The organism is Pantoea sp. KPR_PJ, assembly GCF_041386365.1.
Lineage (GTDB): Bacteria > Pseudomonadota > Gammaproteobacteria > Enterobacterales > Enterobacteriaceae > Pantoea.
Genome location: NZ_JABMIK010000001.1, coordinates 618,448 through 639,583, shown reverse-complemented (window position 1 = coordinate 639,583; position 21,136 = coordinate 618,448). Strand labels below are relative to the sequence as shown.

The 21,136-nt window shown below is 55.5% G+C and carries 17 protein-coding genes; 13 read left to right on the top strand and 4 right to left on the bottom strand.

The window, feature by feature from the left end; genetic code table 11:
• From HP564_RS02975 to HP564_RS02965, 3 genes are read left to right on the top strand one after another with little or no spacing between them, the layout of a single operon-like run.
• Positions 1–1,170 carry an exo-alpha-sialidase gene (locus HP564_RS02975; RefSeq protein WP_371240028.1) on the top strand — a complete coding sequence of 390 codons (1,170 nt, stop codon included), beginning with the start codon at positions 1–3 and terminating at the stop codon, positions 1,168–1,170.
• Positions 1,167–1,637, top strand: a complete 471-nt coding sequence (locus tag HP564_RS02970; protein ID WP_371240026.1) for a YhcH/YjgK/YiaL family protein — start codon at positions 1,167–1,169, stop codon at positions 1,635–1,637. The genes HP564_RS02975 and HP564_RS02970 overlap by 4 nt, the downstream gene beginning before the upstream one ends.
• The gene (locus HP564_RS02965) at positions 1,638–2,315 is read left to right on the top strand and encodes an SDR family NAD(P)-dependent oxidoreductase (protein ID WP_371240024.1); all 678 of its coding nucleotides are present in this window, start codon (positions 1,638–1,640) and stop codon (positions 2,313–2,315) included.
• Here the strand turns inward: HP564_RS02965 and HP564_RS02960 are convergent.
• Positions 2,312–3,058, bottom strand: a complete 747-nt coding sequence (locus HP564_RS02960; protein WP_371240022.1) for an SGNH/GDSL hydrolase family protein — start codon at positions 3,056–3,058, stop codon at positions 2,312–2,314. The genes HP564_RS02965 and HP564_RS02960 overlap by 4 nt on opposite strands.
• A gap of 661 nt (positions 3,059–3,719) precedes the next feature.
• On the opposite strand from HP564_RS02960, the gene HP564_RS02955 reads away from it, so the two are divergent.
• Positions 3,720–4,847, top strand: a complete 1,128-nt coding sequence (locus HP564_RS02955; protein WP_371240020.1) for an acyltransferase family protein — start codon at positions 3,720–3,722, stop codon at positions 4,845–4,847.
• A gap of 123 nt (positions 4,848–4,970) precedes the next feature.
• On the top strand, positions 4,971–5,936 hold the full coding sequence (corA, locus tag HP564_RS02950; protein ID WP_371240018.1) for a magnesium/cobalt transporter CorA: 966 nt from the start codon (positions 4,971–4,973) through the stop codon (positions 5,934–5,936).
• A gap of 43 nt (positions 5,937–5,979) precedes the next feature.
• On the opposite strand, the gene HP564_RS02945 is transcribed toward corA, so the two are convergent.
• Positions 5,980–6,972: a sugar phosphate isomerase/epimerase family protein gene (locus HP564_RS02945; RefSeq protein ID WP_371240016.1), complete on the bottom strand. Its 993-nt coding sequence runs from the start codon at positions 6,970–6,972 to the stop codon at positions 5,980–5,982.
• 576 nt (positions 6,973–7,548) lie between these two features.
• On the opposite strand from HP564_RS02945, the gene HP564_RS02940 reads away from it, so the two are divergent.
• Positions 7,549–7,872, top strand: a complete 324-nt coding sequence (locus HP564_RS02940) for a hypothetical protein (protein WP_371240014.1) — start codon at positions 7,549–7,551, stop codon at positions 7,870–7,872.
• A gap of 27 nt (positions 7,873–7,899) precedes the next feature.
• On the opposite strand, the gene HP564_RS02935 is transcribed toward HP564_RS02940, so the two are convergent.
• Entirely contained in the window at positions 7,900–9,102 is a 1,203-nt protein-coding gene (locus tag HP564_RS02935; RefSeq protein ID WP_371240012.1) for an MFS transporter, read from the bottom strand.
• Positions 9,103–9,221: 119 nt separating this feature from the next.
• Between HP564_RS02935 and HP564_RS02930 the strand changes: the two genes are divergently transcribed.
• The 7 genes from HP564_RS02930 (at position 9,222) to HP564_RS02900 (ending at position 19,615) form a co-directional block, all read left to right on the top strand.
• Entirely contained in the window at positions 9,222–9,785 is a 564-nt protein-coding gene (locus HP564_RS02930) for a TetR/AcrR family transcriptional regulator (protein WP_371240010.1), read from the top strand.
• A gap of 791 nt (positions 9,786–10,576) precedes the next feature.
• Positions 10,577–11,950: a NarK family nitrate/nitrite MFS transporter gene (locus HP564_RS02925; protein ID WP_371240008.1), complete on the top strand. Its 1,374-nt coding sequence runs from the start codon at positions 10,577–10,579 to the stop codon at positions 11,948–11,950.
• Between the two features lie 34 nt (positions 11,951–11,984).
• The gene (locus tag HP564_RS02920) at positions 11,985–15,719 is read left to right on the top strand and encodes a nitrate reductase subunit alpha (protein WP_371240006.1); all 3,735 of its coding nucleotides are present in this window, start codon (positions 11,985–11,987) and stop codon (positions 15,717–15,719) included.
• Complete coding sequence (gene narH / locus HP564_RS02915) at positions 15,716–17,251, top strand: nitrate reductase subunit beta (RefSeq protein WP_371240004.1); 1,536 nt, start codon at positions 15,716–15,718, stop codon at positions 17,249–17,251. The genes HP564_RS02920 and narH overlap by 4 nt, the downstream gene beginning before the upstream one ends.
• On the top strand, positions 17,251–17,940 hold the full coding sequence (gene narJ / locus HP564_RS02910; protein ID WP_371240002.1) for a nitrate reductase molybdenum cofactor assembly chaperone: 690 nt from the start codon (positions 17,251–17,253) through the stop codon (positions 17,938–17,940). Before narH ends, narJ begins: the two co-directional genes overlap by 1 nt.
• The gene (narI, locus tag HP564_RS02905) at positions 17,937–18,617 is read left to right on the top strand and encodes a respiratory nitrate reductase subunit gamma (RefSeq protein ID WP_371240650.1); all 681 of its coding nucleotides are present in this window, start codon (positions 17,937–17,939) and stop codon (positions 18,615–18,617) included. Before narJ ends, narI begins: the two co-directional genes overlap by 4 nt.
• A 221-nt stretch (positions 18,618–18,838) precedes the next feature.
• Positions 18,839–19,615 carry a YoaK family protein gene (locus HP564_RS02900; RefSeq protein WP_371240000.1) on the top strand — a complete coding sequence of 259 codons (777 nt, stop codon included), beginning with the start codon at positions 18,839–18,841 and terminating at the stop codon, positions 19,613–19,615.
• 54 nt (positions 19,616–19,669) lie between these two features.
• Here the strand turns inward: HP564_RS02900 and HP564_RS02895 are convergent, their stop codons facing one another.
• Positions 19,670–21,136: an aspartate aminotransferase family protein gene (locus HP564_RS02895; protein ID WP_371239998.1), complete on the bottom strand. Its 1,467-nt coding sequence runs from the start codon at positions 21,134–21,136 to the stop codon at positions 19,670–19,672.

The window sequence follows — 21,136 nt, the reverse complement described above, 5'->3', positions numbered from 1 at the left end:
ATGTCCGTATCCGTAAACCGCGATGGCGTGCTGCGCCCAACTGAGCAGGACGCGCGGGTTGTCACGGCGATGCTGCCGTCACCGTGCCCGCAAAACCATGCCGCCAATATTCTCCCGCTGCCTGATGGTTCGCTGATGTGCGTCTGGTTTGGTGGCACCCAGGAGGGCGTAGCGGATATCTCAGTCTATAGCTCGCGCCTGGCACCCGGTGCGGATCGCTGGAGCGACGCGGAGAAGCTCTCTGACGATCCTACCCGCTCTGAGCAGAATCCGGTGCTGTTTCTCGCACCCGATAATGTGCTGTGGCTACTGTGGACGGCGCAGATCTCTGGCAATCAGGACACGGCGATTGTGCGCTACCGCCAGTCACAGGATTTGGGCGTAACCTGGGGAGAAATTAAGACCCTGCTTGATCGGCCCGGCACCTTTATTCGCCAGCCTGTTACCGTACTGGACAATGGCAACTGGCTGCTGCCGGTGTTTTACTGCCGCACCCGGCCGGGCGAGAAATGGGTAGGTAATGATGATATCAGTGCGGTAAAAATCTCCAGCGACGGCGGCAAAAGCTGGCGAGATGTAGAGGTGCCTGGCAGCCTGGGTTGCGTGCATATGAACATCACCGCGCTGCCGGGCGGCACGCTGGTGGCGCTCTATCGCAGTCGCTGGGCAGACCATATTTATTACAGCCAGTCAACGGACGGTGGAGAGAGCTGGTCGCAGCCTGAACCCACGGTGTTGCCTAATAATAACTCCTCCATTCAGGTGACTACCCTGAAGGACGGTATGCTGGCGCTGGTGTTTAACAACATGAGTGCGGCTGGTGCCACCGAGCGCCGCGCCTCGCTTTATGACGAAATTGACGACGGCGATGACAGCCGTAAAGAGCCGCAGGCGCGGGAAGGCCGCAGCGCCTTCTGGGGTGCGCCGCGTGCGCCAATGACGGTGGCGCTGTCGCCAGATGGAGGAAAAAGCTGGCCGTGGCAGCGTCATCTCGACGAAGGTGACGGCTACTGCATGACCAACAACTCCCGGCAAAAACTGAACCGCGAATTCTCTTATCCGAGCATTAAACAGGGTGCGGATGGCGAGCTGCATATTGCCTATACCTACTTTCGTCAGGCGATCAAATATGTGCGCCTGTCGCCAGCCTGGGTTAAGGAGGCACCATGATCATTGGTAATGTGCAACACTTATCGATGGCCGGGTTACCCGCCGCGCTGCGCGCTATCCTTGCACGCGAGGATTGCACGCTTGAGGCGCTGCAACAGCGTGAAGAGGGGCGTTTTCAACCGGATGGGGTAAGCTGGTTCTGCCAGATCGGACCGGCGCAGACCGAGCCTGCGGCGCAGCGGCATACTGAATATCATCATCAATACGCCGATATTCAGGTGGTGCTTGAGGGTGACGAGATCATCAACGCCAGCCAGCAAAACCTGGCCAGAGCTGGCGATGAGGAAAGAAAAGCAGACCTGTTTATTACGGCCGTGCGCACGCTACCCGTTTCAATGCATCTGACATGTGGAGATTTTGTGGTATTTCTGCCCGGCGAACCCCATCAGGCGCTCTGCGCCGCGCCGCAGCCGCAAAAGGTGCGTAAAGCCGTATTCAAAATCCCACGTTCGCTTCTGGAGGCCTGAATGCCGCATGCGATTGTTACCGGCGCCAGTTCCGGTATCGGCGAGGCTATCGTCACCGCGTTGATAGAGAAGGGCTACCAGGTGATCGGGTTAAGCCGTAGTCGGGTGGAGCGTGACAGTGCGCAATTTCGCAGCGTTCAGGTCGACATTACGGATGAAGCTGCGCTGATCCGCACCCTTGCCGATCTCCCGGTGCCGGATGCGCTGGTGCACGCGGCCGGAATGATGGCCGCCGCGCCGGTAGGGGAACTCGATCACGACGTCAGTGCACGTCTCTGGTCGCTGCACGTGCGTGCAGCGGAAATTATGGCCAGCCGCTTCGCCCCGGAAATGGGCAGGGGAGGCCGGATCGTGCTGATTGGTAGCCGGACGTCGCGCGGGGCCGCTAATCGCTCGCAATACGTTGCCACCAAAGCAGCTATGGTGGCAATGGCGCGCAGCTGGGCCATTGAGCTGGCGTCGCGCGGCATCACGGTTAACGTGGTAGCCCCTGGCGCCACTGAGACACCGATGCTTTCACAACCGGGCCGCGAGGCGTCGAAGCCGGTGATGCCGCCTGTCGGGCGGCTCATACAACCGCAGGAGGTCGCCGCGCTGACTGCGTTTTTGTTATCGCCGGAGGCCGCCGCCATCACCGGTCAGGAGATGGTGATCTGCGGAGGAGCGTCGCTGTTTTAGGGTGAGCCTTTTAACGCCGCGAGCTGCGCGCCAAAATGGCGCTCGATCACCTCAAAGGTCTCCAGCGCCTTCAGGCGGTAGAGTTTTTCCGAAGGGTGAATGCAGTCAGGTGACATCATGCCGCGCCAGTGCGGCATGTTTTGTATCCGCTGGTACTGACTGACCAGCGGCACGTTTTCTGCGCGGGCGATGGCGTTTAGCCGCGCGGCATATGGCGCCACATCCCATTTTTCTGCTCGCCCGCACAGCGGGTGTGGCTCCTGCAACACCACTGCTTTTCCATGCTCTCTGGCGCTGTCGATCAGCGCTGTCATCACTTCGCTATAGCGCTGCGGGCTGACCTGATAGGGTTGCTCAATGTCATGGAAATGAAAATGACGGGCGTCATTCGTGGCAAAATTCAACAGGATGAGACTGGCATCAGAGTGCTTCATCACCTCCGGCCAGGGCGGGTTATGAGCATATTTGTAGCGGCCATTAAGCAACTCAATGGCCTGGGCAGAAGGCGCGCCATGGTTTATTACGCGTACGCCGGAGCCATATTTTTCCTGCAGCAGCTGGTTCAGTATGGCTATCTCATTATGTCCGGTGACAATATTACGCAGCCGGCCCGCCTTTCGCACGGCCATGACACCTTTAGTGCTGGAGCCTCCCCAGGCTTCAATAATAAAAGAGGTTGAGGGCGCAGCTTTAGCGGTGGCCAGGCCGGGAATGAAAGGACAGAGCGCAAGGGTTAGCGCCATTTTATAAAATATCTTTTTAAGCGACATATCACTCTCAGCGTTTTGCTTTTATAGCAATCGCAGTTCAACGACGGAGGAAAATTACCCTAGCAAATTTAACGGGCGCTCAACAGAGCTAAAAACGTATATCCCTGACGAGGGTGCGCGCTCTGCACGCTGATTTAAGCCAGTCTAAATAATATTTCCCTGTAAAATGGCAGATTTCTGATCGCGCCAGCCTCACAGAAAATCCTCTTCGCTACTGAATACGTTAAAAAAGTTTCTTCTATTAGCTGGCCTGAACAACCGTCTCGCTTACGGGATGCGGGGCATTATCGCTCGCTGGCTTAACAGGAAAACGCACTATCATTTCATTAACACAATGAAAATAAACACTAATTAAGTGAGTTCTTTCGCCAGTGTTGCTGCTCTGCGGACGTTTATTACCTGGCGTTTATCCTAAAGCACCCCGTTTCCTCCAGGTATATTCCTAATGTCCTCTCAGCAGAATGCTTTTTAACGTTAAGTAATGATACGCTTTACCTACCCAGGCCAGGCGGGATTATTCTGATTCTTGTGTGGCTTACTTCACCCGGTCAGACTTTAAAGCCTCTTACGTCTCGTTGTTAAAAACGTGGCGGCAGCGTGCGGCGTCATGACGAATTTATGAGAAGGGTTTAACGTGGAAAATAAAGCGTTTCTCTCAAGCCGAAATATCGGTCTGGATTTCCTGCGCGCGCTGTTAATTCTGGAAGGTGTTTTATATCATGCGGCGCGCAGCCTTCCCGGCGGAAATAGCTGGTACTATATTTCAGGTAAAAATGAGGCGGATGGATTTACGGCACTGATTGAATTTATGCATACCTTTCGTATGGAGGCTTTTTTTTTCCTGTCGGGTATGTTTTCGGCGATGGTGATCCTGCGTAAGGGGACCGACTTTTTTTACCGTAACCGGCGCAAACGCGTGCTGGTGCCGCTGATTTCAGCCTTTCTGTTTATTCCAGGATTAATGTATTTAATCAGTTCAGAAATTAAAGGCGAAGCCTTAACCACGCAGGGCGCGCTGGGGGCCTATACCTACCTGCACCACCTGTGGTTCCTGGTGTCGCTCTCCGCTATGTCATTTTTTGTTCCCGCCAGCCTTTACCAGCGTGTGGCGACAATAGTGCGCAGGCTGCCTTTCCCGCTGCTGCTCGCAATGTTGATGGTGACCGCTAACGCCTTTTTTGTGGTCAAATTCTTTGTGAAAGACTTTGGTGAATGGATCAATCTCATTCCGGTTACCGCCCGCTTTATGGTCTTCTATGCGGCAGGCTATGCGCTTTATCTCAACAGCGATCAGATCCCGCAGCAGGCGCGCAATATACTGGTCAGCACAAAAATGGTGGTAGCCGTTGGCCTGGTTTGCTGGCTGGCCTTCTTTGCCATTTACCACTTCAACATTACCAGCAGCCTGAAATATCTGCCGGTGCTCTGCGCCAGCATCTTCTCGGTCATCTTCTCTTACTGGGTGGTCTTTACGTTTGAAAAAATGCGTATGAAAGAGAACCGCATGATTCAGGCCGTGGTGGACTCAGCGCTGGTGATCTATCTGATGCACTATCCGCTGGTAATCACGTTTGCCTGGATACTGGATGGTTATCTGCCAGACGCGCTGCCGGTCACCTATGTCGCGGTGGTCACGCTGTTCGCTCTCATTGGTAGCGCTGCCCTCTACGGAGTGATCAAACAGCTTCCGCTGCTGGCGATGCTGTTCGGTCTGAAACCCGCGAGGCCCCAGAACGTCCCAGCCATTAACTCCCGCAGCTGATAACCCGGCCCTGAAGCCCGCCAGAGAATGTCTGGCGGGCATTCTGTTACAAACCTCCCGCTGTGTCGTCGCTAAAACCCGTTATGCTGTTAACATTTCACACAACCGTGTAGCGCAGGGATCATGATTGTAAATTGCATGGTATATCGCCCGGGGCAGACCGGGCAGGAATTAGAGATTGATAAAATCAGTGACGTGCTGACTGAGCCGGGCGCCTTTATCTGGCTGGGACTGTACCAGCCCGAAGCAGACTTTATGCACCGCATCCAGCAGGAGTTTGGGCTGCATGACCTGGCGGTAGAAGACGCGCTGTGCGCCCACCAGCGCCCCAAGATAGAGCAGTATGGCGAGTCGATGTTTATCGTGGTGAAGACCGTAAGCGCTGAGAATCAACATCTCCGTTTCGGCGAAACCCACTTTTTTGTCGGCAAGAACTTTTTGATTTCTCTGCGACATGGTGCCTCTGACAGCTATACGCCGGTGCGCGAGCGCATTGCGCAGAACAGCCAAATGCTCGGCCATGGGCCCGGCTATCCCCTTTACTGTATTCTGGATTTTGTGGTTGACCGCTATGCCGAATTTACCGCCACCCTTGGCGATAACATCAGCGAACTGGAAGCGGCACTGTTTCGGTCAGAGTTTGATAACACTGCGGTAAAAAAAGTTTATCGCCTGCGGCGCGAGCTGCTCAGCCTGAAAAACGCGGCGCAGCCGCTGGAAGAGATCTGCCAGCAGCTTATTCGCCTGCATGAAGATATTGTGCCAAAGGAGCTACGCGCCTACCTGCGTGATGTGCAGGATCATGCGCGCCATGTGGTTACCGATGCAGAGGATATGCGTGAGATGCTGACCAGCGCCATGCACGTCAATCTGGCTATGGTGGCCGTACAGCAGAATGAGGTCACGAAAAAACTGGCAGGCTGGGGGGCGATTCTGGTGATCCCGACGATCATCTTCAGTATGTACGGCATGAATTTCAAAAGTATGCCCGAGCTGGATTCCCCTTTCGGCTATCCGCTGGCGCTTGGCGTCACCTTTGTTGCCTGTTTTGGGCTGTGGCGGCGCCTGCGTAAATCGGGCTGGCTCTAGATAAAGAGGGCGCCGCAACGCGCGGCGCGTTGCGGCATCGCGTTTATTCTTCCAGCGAGGTCAGCAGCGCATTTTGAATAATGCGCTGCGCTTTTAACGGGTTCTGCTCCAGCTGTGCTGCCTGTAGTGCAGGCATATCGAGCTTGTCGAGCGCACGATAGATATGTTTCAGGAAGCGAATGGAGAGAGCAGCGGCCTCAACGTGATCTTCACGAAACGGAAATTGATCGAGCTGCCAGACACCGTTCCAGTTATTGCATTTCAGCACATAGAAAAACTCGAAAATTTCCGTCATATGCACGGTGCCTACCACCAGGTCATCATCCCAGCCGCGCAGGTTGTCATTCACATCCATTCCAAACAGACGGCCGCGATCGATAATCAGCTGCGCCGATCCAGCCGGTGATTCTCCGGCGAAGAGCGCATGGCCGAAATCCAGCAGGATCCCGACGTTATCCAGACCTATCTCCTCAATACCCAGCAGCGACTTCGCTGCGGAATCCCAGGTCATTTTTACCCGTGGTTCACGCGGTTTGTACTCAATGGCAAATTTGACATCCGGATTAGCACTGGCCAGCTCACGCATGCCGTTAACGGCCAGCGCCCACAGATTTTTATGATCGACCTGGAAAGGATAGTCCCAGCCGTCCTGGCCCGGCCAGACTTTGACATAGCTGGCACCCAGTTCCCGCACCACATCGGCAGCCTCATTCATCAGCGCCAGCGCCTCGGCGCGGACCGCTGCATCCGGATGGGTAAAAGCACCGCGCGAAAATTTGCGCAGGTAGATTTCAGGCGTGACGCCAATGGCCTTTAAGCCCGCCTCCTGCAAAGCTTGCTTAACATCGCTAACGGAAACGCCCGGCGTAAACGGATAAGGAACATCAACATAAGAAAGGTCCTCGACTTCGGCCGCCAGCGCGATTTGCTCCAGCGTAGAACGCGCCGGGCCGTAGCCGTCAACGGCATAACGGTCAATATAGTTGGCAAAATGCCACAGACCAGCGCCAAATTTCGGGTAATTGTAGGTGCTCATGGCTGATATGCTCCGTTCATGATGCAGCGAGACAGGGTGGCAGCGTCGCATAACGCTCTGCCGTTTGAATATATATTCATTAAAGATTATTTATTCCATTGTGCGGTCAGAGAGGATCGGCTTGCCAGCGATCTGCGCAATAACTGTAAAGTAAGTCACAGAAAATCGCGGCAAATAAGAGGCAGGGAAAAGAACGCGGCTCACGTGCCACCCGCGACATCAGCAGGATTGACTACAACCTGCACCCGGCAGCAGCGTCATCAGGCGCGTCACGCGCATTTTCCGGGTGCAGCACGCAGCTCGCCTTAACGGTAACGCTAACGGCGCTACCCCCTGAGGCCAGCGCCATCGCGATCCGCCCGGCGAGACGACGAAAAGAAAACGCCGGCCTGCTCTCTGAACCACTGCTGACATAAATGCAGTGATGGATGTCCGCGACGGCCTGGCTACCGGCAGAAAGCAGACCAGATAAAAATCCAGGAATATGCCTAATTCACGATAAATCATGCGAGATTTCAGGCACGGCTGCGTTAACTGTCTATACTGAGTCTGGACTTGATAATAAGTGAGGGAATCATGAAAAAGACAATTATTGCACTTTCTGCTCTGATGCTGGCAGCACCGGTATTCGCGGCTACGACACATGCTACCGATGACACTGTGGCTGAAGCCCATAAAGGCGCAGACACCGCAAAAGAGAAACTGCACAAAGCGCAGCATCAGGGCGCTGAGCAGAAGCTGAAAGCTGAACATGCCGCTGAAGGTAAGCGTGACGCGACCACCAGCAAGATCAGCGAAGGGTCGCAAAAAGCCTGGCACAGCACCAAAGAAGGCAGCGAAAAAGCCTGGGATAAAACCCGGCAGGGCGCTGAAGAGCTGAAAAATAAAGCCACTAACTAAAAATAAGGCCGGTTTAACCGGCCTTTTTTATCCTCTTTCTGCCCGGGATCCCGCTGGCATTCGTCCCGCCAGCAGGGACAGCGTCGCCATCAGCAAGATCCCCAGACAGTAGTAGTTAGCGGTTGCTGTCAGTCCCAGTTGCAGCACCGCAAACCCTGCCACCATGGCCGGTAATGCAAAGGCAAGGTAGCTCTCCACCAGAAAGGCGGCAAACAGCCCGGCGCGCTGATGGCTCTCAGCCAGTGGCATGACTATTTTCATGATGGTTGAAAAAACCGATCCAAACCCCTGCCCGGCAATCGCGGTGCCAAGAAACAACAGGGTAGAGAGATGATGGTTGATCCCTGACAGCGTAACGGCTACGCCGCCGATCAGTGCCAGGGTACCGAGTGAAAGTGCTCGCGGTGGTGGCAGGCGACGGAAGAGAAAGACTGATGCAGTGGCGCTCAGCATCAACGTAGACACGACGCCCCCGCCGATAAAAGGCGAGTCCGATCCCGTTGCCAGGATCGCCAGCGTCGGCATCAGCGACAGATAGAATCCCCCCAATGCCCAGGTGGCAATATTGACCGGCAGTAGTCGCAGCAGCGGCCCCAGCGCGCGTGGGGGAACGGCGATCTGAGGTTTAAGCGCGCTGAGCGCGCCGGAAACAGGCGTGACGGTTTCTGGCATCAAGGGCAGCAGCGCCAGCGCCAGCAGCATGAGCATAAACAGCAGCGCATAGATCGAAACGGTAGGGAACGGGGCGTAGGTCACCAAAGTAGCGCCGGCCAGGCTGCCAGCCAGCAGGCCAAGAAATGCCGTCACAGAGTTTAACAGCGGGCCGCGCACTTTATTGCCGTCGAGGATCGCTGCACCAAAGGTCGGCAGCGCGATGCCGGTGGCCAGACCCTGAATAACCCTTGCCAGAATCAGCATGTCTGCCGAGTGTGCCAGCATAAATATCGCCAGCGCGGCAGCATTGCAGAGCAGCGCGGCCAGCATCATGGCGCGACGTCCGACAAAATCGGAGAGGCGGCCGAGCGTTAGTAACGCCAGCAGCAGAGCAAATGCGTAGCTGGCAAAAATCACCGTGATCATCGCTGGCGACAGGTGATACAGGCTACGATAAAGCGGATAGAGCGGTGTCGGTGCGCTGCTGGTTGCGGAAAACAACGTGGCGCAAATAAAGCCATAGAGCGTTATGCGAGCAGCGCTCGCGTCGGTCAGGGGAAGAGCGTGCTGGGTCATGAGGTTCACCTTAAAGCAAAGAATTAGCTTTAAGAGAGGTATACTTGCATTTTGCTGTTAACGCAATATCTTTGCATTAAACAATTTTTACCGCAGTAAATCTATCCAGAGGAGAAAAGATGGCCAGGGAGATGATCAGACAGGGAGGACGGAGTGCGCGTATTCAGGAAGAAGTGCACCGGGCAGTTAATACCCTGCTGGCCACGCATGACCGTAGCGAGATCACCATGCCCATGGTGGCGGAAGTGGCAGGCGTAACTCCGTCTACGCTTTACCGGCGCTGGGGTGATCTCAGTCAGCTGCTTGCTGACGTAGCGGTCGCGCATATGCGTCCGGTTGGCGAGCCGGAAGATACGGGCGATACGCAGCAGGATGTTGAGACCTTTGTGCTGCAATATGTAGAGGAGATGTCCTCGCGAGTGGGGCGACAGATGCTAGCGGATGTGATTGGCAGCGGCGGAGGCAGCGCAACGGTCAAGTGCTGTGGCTTTACCTATATGCATCTTGAAACCCTGAATAACCGTGCGCTGGCACGTCGTGAGACGGGATTTTCCGTGGATGAGATGGTGGATTTTGTCATTGCCCCGGTCATTTACCATATTCTGTTTGAAGACCGTGAACCAACGGCTGACTATTGCCGGCAACGTGTTGCGCGTTTCTTCCAGCGTGAAGAAAAGGGCTGAGTGATAGCGGCGAGGTGCCGCTATTGCAAAACGTCAGGTCAGAACCAGCAGCACCTATATAGTTACAACATACATATATTTTGGTTATTGGTGCCAGCACGTTATCTGATTGCGACTTATGTCTGACAGGTTACCGGTGGCCGCATAAGACCGCTGAAGCGGCTCTGCATAACGTTGGAAAGGATCAACGATAAAAGCAGTATTATAAATCGGTCAGATCTGAGTTAGAAAAATTAACCGGCTCATTTTTGATGGGTAAGGGTGTAAATAACGATTCATCGATGCGCTAAATAAGGATGCGCCACAGAAAAGAGGCTTTTTACCTGTCGTTAAGCCAGGCTTTATTCAACTCCTGATGAATCGGAAAGTCGCATTAGGCTTTTATTTGATTCTGATCAAAAGCATTATTATCAGACCGGGTTTTTCAATTCGGTGACTGCCAAAATATACCCATTATTAGGTAGTTAGTGCAACCAGCACATCATTGCAACTCTGCGTTGCTTTGCGCTATATCATGAAAGCCCTTATAAATCCTCTTGTTTTTTCACCCCTCTGAGTTAGGCTTGTTAACCATTCTGCAGGGCGAGAAGCATCGTCAGATAATGGCCTCTGATGCTGCCTGAATTAGCCTCAGACTTACTGGTTATTCGCTTAAAGATGTCTGACATCATCATTACGTTATTTCGCACTTTTTTTCCTGATGGCGAATAATTGATTTTCTGATTAATTACTTTTTTATTATGACCTGCAGACAGCGGGATAGATCCGTCTGCTGCATATTGGGAGGATGTGTGAGTGTAAAATCGCATTCTGATCGCGGCGCGCTGAAAAACTGGCTACCCGAAGATCAGCAATTTTGGGAGAGTCAGGGTAAACCGATAGCGCGACGGAATTTAATTATCTCCGTCAGTGCACTGCTACTGGCATTCTGTGTCTGGATGCTGTTTAGCGCCGTTGCCGTCAATCTTAATCGGGTAGGGTTTAATTTCACTGTCGATCAACTTTTTCTGTTAACCGCATTACCCTCTCTGTCAGGCGCACTCTTTCGCGTGCCATACTCCTTTGTTGTGCCGGTTCTGGGTGGCCGCTTATGGACGGTGTTAAGCACTGCCGTGCTCATCATTCCCTGCGTCTGGCTGGGTTTTGCCGTGCAGGATACCACTACACCCTTTAGCGTCTTCATTATTATCTCCCTCTTTTGCGGCCTGGCCGGCGCAAACTTCGCCTCCAGCATGGGCAACATCAGCCTCTTTTATCCCAAAAGCAAACAGGGCGCGGCGCTGGGAATTAATGGCGGCCTGGGCAATCTGGGCGTGAGCGTCATGCAGCTTGTCGCACCTTTAATCATCACTGTGCCTTTCTTTGTTGGCGGCGTCACCCTTGAGAATGGCAGCCAAATCTGGCTGGCGAATGCGGCCTGGATCTGGGTGCCGCTGCTGGCGATAGCGACTCTCGCGGCCTGGACCGGCATGAACGATATTGCCGGAATGCGCGCCTCGCTGCGCGAACAGTTACCTGTACTGAAGCAGGGCCACCTCTGGACGATGGGGATGCTTTATCTGGCGACCTTTGGCTCCTTTATCGGCTTCTCTGCCGGTTTTGCAATGCTGGCGAAAACGCAGTTTCCGCAGGTCGATATTATTCGTCTGGCTTTCTTTGGCCCCTTCCTGGGGGCGCTGGCGCGTTCAGCGGGGGGATTCCTTTCCGATAAGTTTGGCGGGGTGCGCGTCACTGCCGCCAGCTTTACGTTAATGACCCTGTTTTCCGCGCTGGTGTTTTTTACGTTACCTGGCAGCACGGCGGGATCTTTTATCGGTTTTTACCTCGTCTTTATGGGGCTGTTCCTGGCTGCGGGTCTCGGCAGTGGCTCTACTTTCCAGATGATCGCGGTGATCTTCCGCCAGATCACGCTTGAACGAATGACGAAGCAGGGACGGACAGCGGAAGAGGCGCAGCATGCTGCTGTAACCGATACCGCCGCCGCGCTGGGCTTTATTTCTGCGCTGGGTGCCGTTGGCGGCTTCTTTATCCCTAAAGCTTTTGGTACCTCGCTCACGCTGACCGGTTCGCCCGTTGGCGCAATGAAAATTTTCCTTATTTTTTACGTCGTCTGTCTGCTGGTGACCTGGCTGCTGTATGGCCGTCGCAGAACACATAAAAACTAAGCAGAACAATGACTACCTATACTGGAGATGCGCAATGAGTAAACTTCTCGACCGCTTCCGCTATTTCAGGCAGAAAGGCGACAGTTTCGCAGAGGGTCACGGTCAGGTATACCATACCAACCGCGACTGGGAGGACAGTTACCGTCAGCGCTGGCAATACGACAAAATCGTACGCTCAACGCACGGCGTGAACTGCACAGGTTCCTGTAGCTGGAAGATTTACGTCAAAAATGGTCTGGTCACCTGGGAAACGCAGCAGACAGACTACCCGCGAACCCGCCCCGACCTGCCTAACCACGAACCACGCGGCTGTCCTCGCGGTGCCAGTTATTCCTGGTATCTGTACAGCGCTAACCGACTGAAGTATCCGCTGGTGCGTAAGGTTCTGCTGGAAATGTGGCGTGATGCACTGGCACAACACCGCGATCCGGTAGAGGCCTGGAATGCGCTGATGACGGACAGCGAAAAAAGCCGAACCTACAAAGCACAGCGTGGCCGCGGTGGTTTTGTGCGCGCCAGCTGGAAAGAGATGAATCAGCTGATCGCAGCAGCCAATATCTGGACGGTCAAAAACTATGGTCCTGACCGCGTGGCCGGTTTTTCACCGATTCCGGCGATGTCCATGGTCTCCTATGCGGCAGGTACACGCTATCTGTCGCTGCTGGGCGGCACCTGCCTGAGTTTCTACGACTGGTACTGTGATTTACCGCCAGCCTCACCGATGACCTGGGGCGAGCAGACCGATGTGCCAGAATCCGCCGACTGGTACAACGCCAGCTACATCCTCGCCTGGGGCTCTAACGTTCCGCAGACGCGCACGCCCGATGCCCACTTCTTTACTGAAGTTCGCTACAAGGGCACCAAAACCGTAGCCATCACGCCTGACTATTCCGAGGTGGCGAAGCTAAGCGATGAGTGGCTGGCACCGAAACAGGGCACTGACAGCGCGCTGGCAATGGCGATGGGTCACGTCATCCTCAATGAGTTCCACCTGAAAAACCCCAGCGAGTATTTCCTCAATTACGCGCGTCACTATACCGATATGCCGATGCTGGTCCTGCTGGAGCCGCGTGAGGATGGCAGCTACGTCCCGGGACGCCAGCTGCGTGCGGCGGATCTGGCCGACAGTCTGGGCGAAGAAAATAACCCTGAGTGGAAAACGGTCGCCCTTAACGAGGCGGGCGAACTGGTGGTACCGAATGGCTCAATCGGTTTCCGCTGGGGTGAAAAAGGGAAATGGAATCTGGAGCAGAAGGCTGCCGGTACGCCGATTCAGCTCAACCTCTCGCTGCTTGACCAGCACGATGCCGTACTGGATGTCGCCTTCCCCTATTTTGGCGGGATTGAGAATCCACACTTCCGCCACGTGAAGCAGGATGATGTTCTGCTGCATAAAATCCCGGTAAAAACCCTGACGCTGGCCGACGGCCGCGAACTGCCTGTGGCCTCAGTCTATGATCTGACGCTGGCGCATTACGGCCTCGATCGCGGTCTGGGCGATGTTAATTGCGCCAGTGACTACAGTGATGTGCGCGCCTACTCGCCCGCCTGGGCAGAAGAGATTTGCGGTGTGCCACGCAGCCAGATTGAGAAAATCGCACGTGAATTTGGCGAAACCGCACACAAAACTCACGGACGCTCAATGATCATTGTCGGCGCGGGCATGAACCACTGGTATCACATGGACATGAACTACCGTGGACTGATCAACATGCTGGTGTTCTGCGGCTGCGTGGGCCAGACCGGCGGTGGCTGGGCACACTATGTGGGCCAGGAAAAATTGCGTCCGCAAACCGGCTGGACGCCACTGGCATTCGCCCTCGACTGGCACCGTCCGCCGCGCCAGATGAACAGCACCTCGTACTTTTATAATCACGCCAGTCAGTGGCGCTTTGAAAAGTTACAGGTAAGCGAACTGCTGTCGCCGCTGGCAGAGGCCAGCCGGTTCAGCGGTCAGTTGATCGACTTCAACGTACGCGCTGAGCGCATGGGTTGGCTGCCTTCTTCGCCGCAGCTTGCTATCAACCCGCTGCACATCGCCGAGCAGGCGAAACGTGCTGGCCAGTCGGAGCAGGCATGGACCGTGGAGGCGCTCAAGTCTGGCAAGCTGCGCATGGCGTGCGAAGATCCCGACAGCGGAAGCAATCATCCGCGCAATATGTTCATCTGGCGCTCAAACCTGCTCGGCTCGTCGGGTAAAGGCCATGAATATATGCTGCGCTACCTGCTGGGCACCGAGAGCGGTATTCAGGGCGAGCCGCTGGGCGAGGAGGATGCGCATCCGGAAGAGCTGGTGTGGCGCCGTGACGCACTGGAAGGCAAGCTTGATCTGCTGGTGACGCTCGATTTTCGTATGTCGAGCACCTGCCTCTTCTCGGATATTGTTCTGCCCACCGCCACCTGGTATGAAAAAGACGATATGAATACTTCGGATATGCATCCGTTTATTCATCCGCTTTCCGCAGCGGTCGATCCCGCCTGGGAATCAAAAAGCGACTGGGAAATCTACAAAGGGCTGGCAAAAACCTTTTCAGAACTTTGTGTCGGCCATCTCGGACAGGAAACGGACGTGGTGCTGCAACCGCTGCAGCATGACTCGCCCGGCGAACTGGCTGCAGGTGAAGTACGCGACTGGAAGAAAGGCGAATGCGATCTTATCCCTGGCCAGACCGCCCCGCAGATCGTCAGCGTAGAGCGCGATTATCCGGCGCTTTACGAGCGCTTTACCTCGGTGGGTCCGCTGCTGGAAAAACTGGGCAACGGCGGCAAAGGCATTAGCTGGAACACCGATAAAGAGGTCGATCTGCTGCGTCGCCTGAATTACACCAAACAAGAGGGCGTCGCTAAAGGCCAGCCGATGATCAATAGCGCCATTGATGCGGCGGAAGTGATTCTGACGCTGGCACCGGAAACCAACGGTCAGGTGGCGGTAAAAGCCTGGCAAGCGCTGGGCGAATTCACAGGCCGCGATCACACGCATCTGGCACGACCAAAAGAAGAAGAGAAAATTCGCTTCCGGGATATTCAGGCGCAGCCGCGTAAGATCATCTCCAGTCCTACCTGGTCTGGTCTCGAAGATGAACACGTCTCCTATAACGCTGGTTACACCAACGTGCATGAGCTGATCCCGTGGCGCACGCTCTCTGGTCGCCAGCAGCTTTACCAGGATCATCCGTGGATGCGTGCTTTCGGGGAAGCGTTCTGTGCCTACCGGCCGCCGGTCGATACGCGCAGCGTGCAGAACCTGGCACATATCCCCTCTAACGGTTTTCCGGAAAAGGCGCTCAACTTTCTGACGCCGCATCAGAAGTGGGGTATTCACTCCACCTACAGTGAAAACCTGCTGATGCTCACCCTGTCACGCGGGGGCCCGATTGTCTGGATGAGTGAGGATGACGCGAAAGAGCTAGGTATTGAGGATAACGACTGGATTGAGGTCTTTAACGCTAACGGCACGCTGACGGCGCGCGCGGTGGTCAGCCAGCGCATCCCGGCAGGCATGACCATGATGTATCACGCACAGGAACGCCTGATGAATATTCCGGGCTCGGAGATCACCGGCCAGCGCGGGGGTATCCACAACTCCGTGACGCGCACCTGTCCGAAGCCGACCCATATGATTGGCGGCTACGCTCAGCTCGCTTACGGCTTTAACTATTACGGCACCGTCGGCTCCAACCGCGATGAATTTATTATGGTGCGCAAAATGAACAAGGTGAACTGGCTGGATGATGAAGGCCGCGATCAGGTACAGGAGGCGACAAAATGAAAATCCGCTCTCAGGTCGGCATGGTGTTAAATCTCGACAAGTGCATCGGCTGTCATACCTGTTCCGTCACCTGTAAAAACGTCTGGACTTCGCGTGAAGGGGTGGAGTATGCCTGGTTTAACAACGTAGAAACCAAACCTGGCGTGGGCTATCCCCAGGCGTGGGAAGACCAGGAAAAATGGCGCGGCGGCTGGATCCGCACCATTAAAGGTCGGCTGGTGCCGCGTCTCGGCAACCGCACCTCGGTAATGGCGAAAATCTTCGCCAACCCGGTGGTGCCGGGCATCGACGACTATTACGAACCCTTTACCTTTGATTATCAGCACTTACATACCGCCAGCGCCGGCAAGAGCCAGCCGACGGCCCGCCCGCGTTCGCTTATCAGCGGTCAGCGCATGGATAAAATTCATGGCGGGCCAAACTGGGAGGAGATCCTTGGCGGCGAGTTCAGCAAACGCTCCGCAGATAAAAACTTCGAGGCGATGCAGAAGGAGATGTATGGGCAATTCGAAAACACCTTCATGATGTATCTGCCGCGTCTGTGCGAGCACTGTCTCAATCCGAGCTGTGCGGCAACCTGCCCGAGCGGCGCCATTTACAAGCGTGAAGAAGACGGCATCGTGTTGATCGATCAGGACAAATGTCGCGGCTGGCGTTTGTGCGTCAGCGGCTGTCCCTATAAAAAAATCTACTTCAACTGGAAAAGCGGCAAGTCAGAAAAATGCATCTTCTGCTATCCCCGTATCGAGTCGGGCATGCCAACCGTCTGCTCGGAGACCTGCGTGGGGCGTATCCGCTATCTTGGCGTGCTGCTCTACGATGCCGATAAGATTGCCGACGCAGCCAGCACCGAGCAGGAGACGGATCTCTATGCACGTCAGTGCGACGTATTCCTTGATCCCAACGATCCCGACGTGATTGAAGAGGCGCTGAAGCAGGGAATACCGCAGAGCGTAATCGATGCGGCGCAGGCGTCACCCGTGTGGAAACTGGCGATGGAATGGAAACTGGCGCTGCCGCTGCACCCGGAATATCGCACGCTGCCGATGGTGTGGTATGTGCCGCCGCTGTCACCGATTCAGTCTGTGGCTGACGCGGGCGGTCTGGTCTCGCAGACCAGCGTGCTGCCGGATGTCGATAGCCTGCGTATTCCAGTGCAGTACCTCGCTAACCTGTTGACCGCCGGCGACACCGCACCGGTACTGCGTGCGATGAAACGTATGATGGCAATGCGCCATTACAAACGGGCGCAGAGCGTCGAGGGCGTGATCGATACGCGCGCGCTTGAGGAGGTCGGGCTGAGCGAGGCACAGGCCGAAGAGATGTACCGCTATCTGGCGATTGCTAACTATGAAGACCGCTTTGTGGTCCCCTCCAGCCATCGCGAGCTGGCGCGCGACGCTTTCCCGGAACGCAATGGCTGTGGCTTTAGCTTTGGCGACGGCTGCCACGGTAGCGATACCAAATTCAACCTCTTTAACAGCCGCCGCATTGACGCCATCAACGTTGGCGACAAAGCAGGGGGTGAGTGATGGTGCTCCTTAAACTTATTGCTCTGCTGCTGGAGTACCCCGACGAGGCGCTGTGGCAAGAGCGCGATGAGGTTTGTGCGCGGGTGACTGACCAGCAGCCTGAGCTGCTGCCGTTTGTTGAGCGTTACTTCGCCACCCCGCCGCTGGATATGCAGGCAGAGTGGTGCACGCTGTTTGAACGCGGTCGCGCGACCTCCATGCTGTTGTTTGAGCATGTACACGCCGAGTCACGCGAGCGCGGTCAGGCAATGGTCGACCTGATGGCACAATATGAGCGTGCAGGACTGACGCTGAACTGTCGCGAACTGCCAGACTATCTGCCGCTCTATCTGGAGTATCTCAGCACGCAGCCTGCCGCTGACGCGCAGCAGGGATTGCTGGATGTCGCGCCGATTCTGGCGCTGCTGGGGGGCCGCCTGAAAGAGCGCGACAGCGACTTCAGCCAGCTGTTCGACGCGCTGTTGCAGGCCGCAAACAGTCCGCTCAGCAGCGACAGCGTGGCCGACCAGGTGGCCAGCGAAGCCCGTGACGATACGCCAGCCGCAATGGATGCCGTCTGGGAAGAGGAGCAGGTGAAGTTTATCGACACGGCTACCTGCGACAGTTCAGCACAACAGCAACATCAGCGGCGTTTCCGCCAGGAAACTGCGCCGCAATACCTTGATCTCTCCACTGGAGGAACAGCCTGATGCACTATTTAAATGTGTTGTTCTTTGATATTTACCCCTATCTGTGCGGCACGGTTTTCCTGGCAGGAAGCTGGCTGCGTTATGACTATGGCCAGTACAGCTGGCGCGCCTCTTCCAGCCAGATGCTGGACAAGAAGGGCATGCGCGTCGGCTCAAACCTGTTCCACATCGGCATTCTCGGCATTTTCTTTGGTCATCTGTTTGGCTTACTGACGCCACACTGGATGTATGAGCCCTTTCTGGCCATTGCCACCAAGCAGAAACTTGCCATGGGTGCGGGCGGCGTGTTTGGCCTGATGACGCTGGCTGGCGGCTTCCTGCTGCTGAAGCGTCGTCTGCTGAATCCGCGTATTCGCGCCACCTCCACTACGGCCGACGTGGTGATCCTCGCTATTCTGCTGATGCAGTGCATACTGGGCCTCACCTCTATCTTCTTCTCTCTGCATCATCTCGACGGCAAGGATATGATGAAGCTGGTTGGCTGGGCGCAGACGATTGTGACCTTCCGGGGTGGCGCATCACAGTGGCTGGAAGGTGTAGAGTGGATTTATCGTGTTCACCTGGTGCTGGGTATGACGATTTTTCTGGTCTTTCCGTTCACGCGACTGGTTCATGTCTGGAGCGCGCCAGTAGAGTATTTCACCCGTCGTTATCAGGTGGTAAGGGCGCGTCGCTAATCTTTCTCTTTCGCGCCAGCAAATATCAGAGCTGGCGCCATAACTCTCTCTCATCTGATTGACTTGTCTGATCCTTACCGGCCGTTGACATTACTAGAGACTGCGCCGGTTTTTTTTAAGTTATTTAACATTTTTATTAACTCATTTGAGCTCAAGGATGCGACAGGGATCGCATTATTCCCTACGCTTTATCCTGGGTAATCAGAAAAGGTGAAGCGTCCATGTTGATAAAAATGAAGCGAGAGCGTTCCCATACCGAAGATCGTTATCTTGCTGTCTGGCTGGCGACAGCCGCCGGCCTGCTGAATGCCATGGCCCTGGGCGCATTCGGTTTTTTTCCCTCGCATATGTCTGGCAATACCTCTCAACTCTCCAGCGAAGTTAATAACAGCGACCTGCGCGACCTCACCTTCCTCGGCTGTTTGCTCATCGCTTTTGTTACCGGAGCCGTTACCGCGCGGCTGGCTGTCATCGCCGGGCTGAAACATAATCTGCGCACGATTTTTTGTCAGGTACTGGTGGCAGAGGGCATTGTGCTGCTGGGCCTGTCACTGTTTGAGATCTTTTTCTACTCTTCCAGCAATAATCGTGAGGTGCTGGTGCTGCTGAGCTTTCTCATGGGCGTACATAACTCAACCTCGACCCAGCTCTCCAACGGGCGCGTGCGGGCCACGCATATCACCGGCACGCTGACCGATGCGGGCATTTCATTCGCCTCGGTACTGAGCGCCATGCTGCGACGCGATCCGTCGAAGCACGCACATACGCAAAAAAAGCAGTTAAAAACGCATCTGACTACAATTTTCTCGTTTCTGGGCGGCGGCATTGTCGGGCTGTGGCTGTTTCGTCACGCGGGATTTCACGCGATGGCGGCGCTGGGTGCAGTGCTGATTTTACTGGCGCTGGCGTCAATGGCGCTGACGCTGATAAAGGTCAGAGGGGGCGCAATGGCGACAAGGCGGCAGGTATTGCCGCAGCAGAGCAAAAAACAAGGATAAAAAAAAGCCGGTAATGTCGATTACCGGCTTTTTAGTTTGTACGGGCGCTAACCTTTAGCCCACCAGCGGCTTCGCGGTTTTCTCAACCAGTGCCAGCAGGACTTTAACATCCTCAAGCGTCACGGTCGGATTAAGCAGCGTCAGCTTCAGGCAGGTCACACCGTTATGCTCGGTCACGCCAACGTTCGCGCGGCCAGACTCCAGCAGGGCGTCGCCGATGCGCTGATTCAGCAGCGCAGTCTCGGCCAGATCGTGGCAGCCGGTTTCCGGATGGAAGCGGAACAGCACGCTTGCCAGCTGCGGCTTCATCACCAGTTCCAGCAGCGGATGCGCGGTAACATATTTTGCAACCTGCTGCGCCAGCGTCACGCCGTGATCGATGATTGCGGCATACTGTTTCTGGCCCAGCGCTTCCAGACCCATCCACAGCTTCAGCGCGTCAAAACGGCGCGTGGTCTGCAGCGATTTAGATACCAGGTTAGGCACACCCGCCTCTTCGTCAAACTCAGAGTTGAGGTAGGCTGCCTGATAACGCATCAGCTCGTAGTTCGCTGCATCTTTCAGCAGGAACGCGCCGCAGCTGATGGTCTGGAAATACTGCTTGTGGAAGTCCAGCGTAATGGAATCAACCAGCTCCAGCCCGTCCAGATAGTCGCGATACTTTTCCGACAGCAGCAGGGCGCCGCCCCAGGCTGCATCGACGTGGACCCAGATATTGTTCTGAGCCGCCAGCGCAGCGATATCGCGCAGCGGATCGATGGCGCCCGCATCAGTGGTACCTGCGGTAGCAACGATGGCGAGGATCTGCTCACCGTTGGCTTTCGCCTGGGCGATCTTTTCGGCCAGGTCAGTCACGTCCATGCGCGCGTACTCGTCGGTTTTCACCTGAGTGACACACTGATAGCCGAGACCGAGCAGTGCCATGTTCTTTTGCACCGAGAAGTGTGCATTGGCCGAACAGAACACTTTCAGCTTGCGCAGGTCACCTGTCAGGCCATCCTGCTGCACGGAGTGGCCCTGACGCGCAAAGAAGGCGTCGCGCGCCAGCATCAGGCCCATCAGGTTGCTCTGGGTGCCGCCGCTGGTGAAGACACCTGCGTCGCCCGCGTCATAACCCACCTGGGCGCGCAGCCACTCGATCAGCTTCATCTCAATGATGGTCGCTGACGGGCTCTGATCCCAGGAATCCATGCTCTGGTTTGTGGCGTTGATTAGCACTTCCGCGGCCTGGCTCACCACCAGGCTCGGGCAGTGCAGATGCGCAACACACTGTGGATGATGCACCGCCAGGCTGTCTTTCAGGAAGAACTCCACCGCGCGCTCAATCGCGGCCTGGTTGCCCAGGCCGGTCGGATTGAAGTCCAGCGCGATACGCTCGCGCAGTTCCGCAACGGTTTTTCCCTGATACATTTCAGGCTGCTTCAGCCACTCAACCACGGCTTTGCTGCTCTGCTCAATAACCTGCTGATAGGCTTCAATGCTCTGGGCAGAACCGGCGAGGATCGGATTTAATTCAGACAT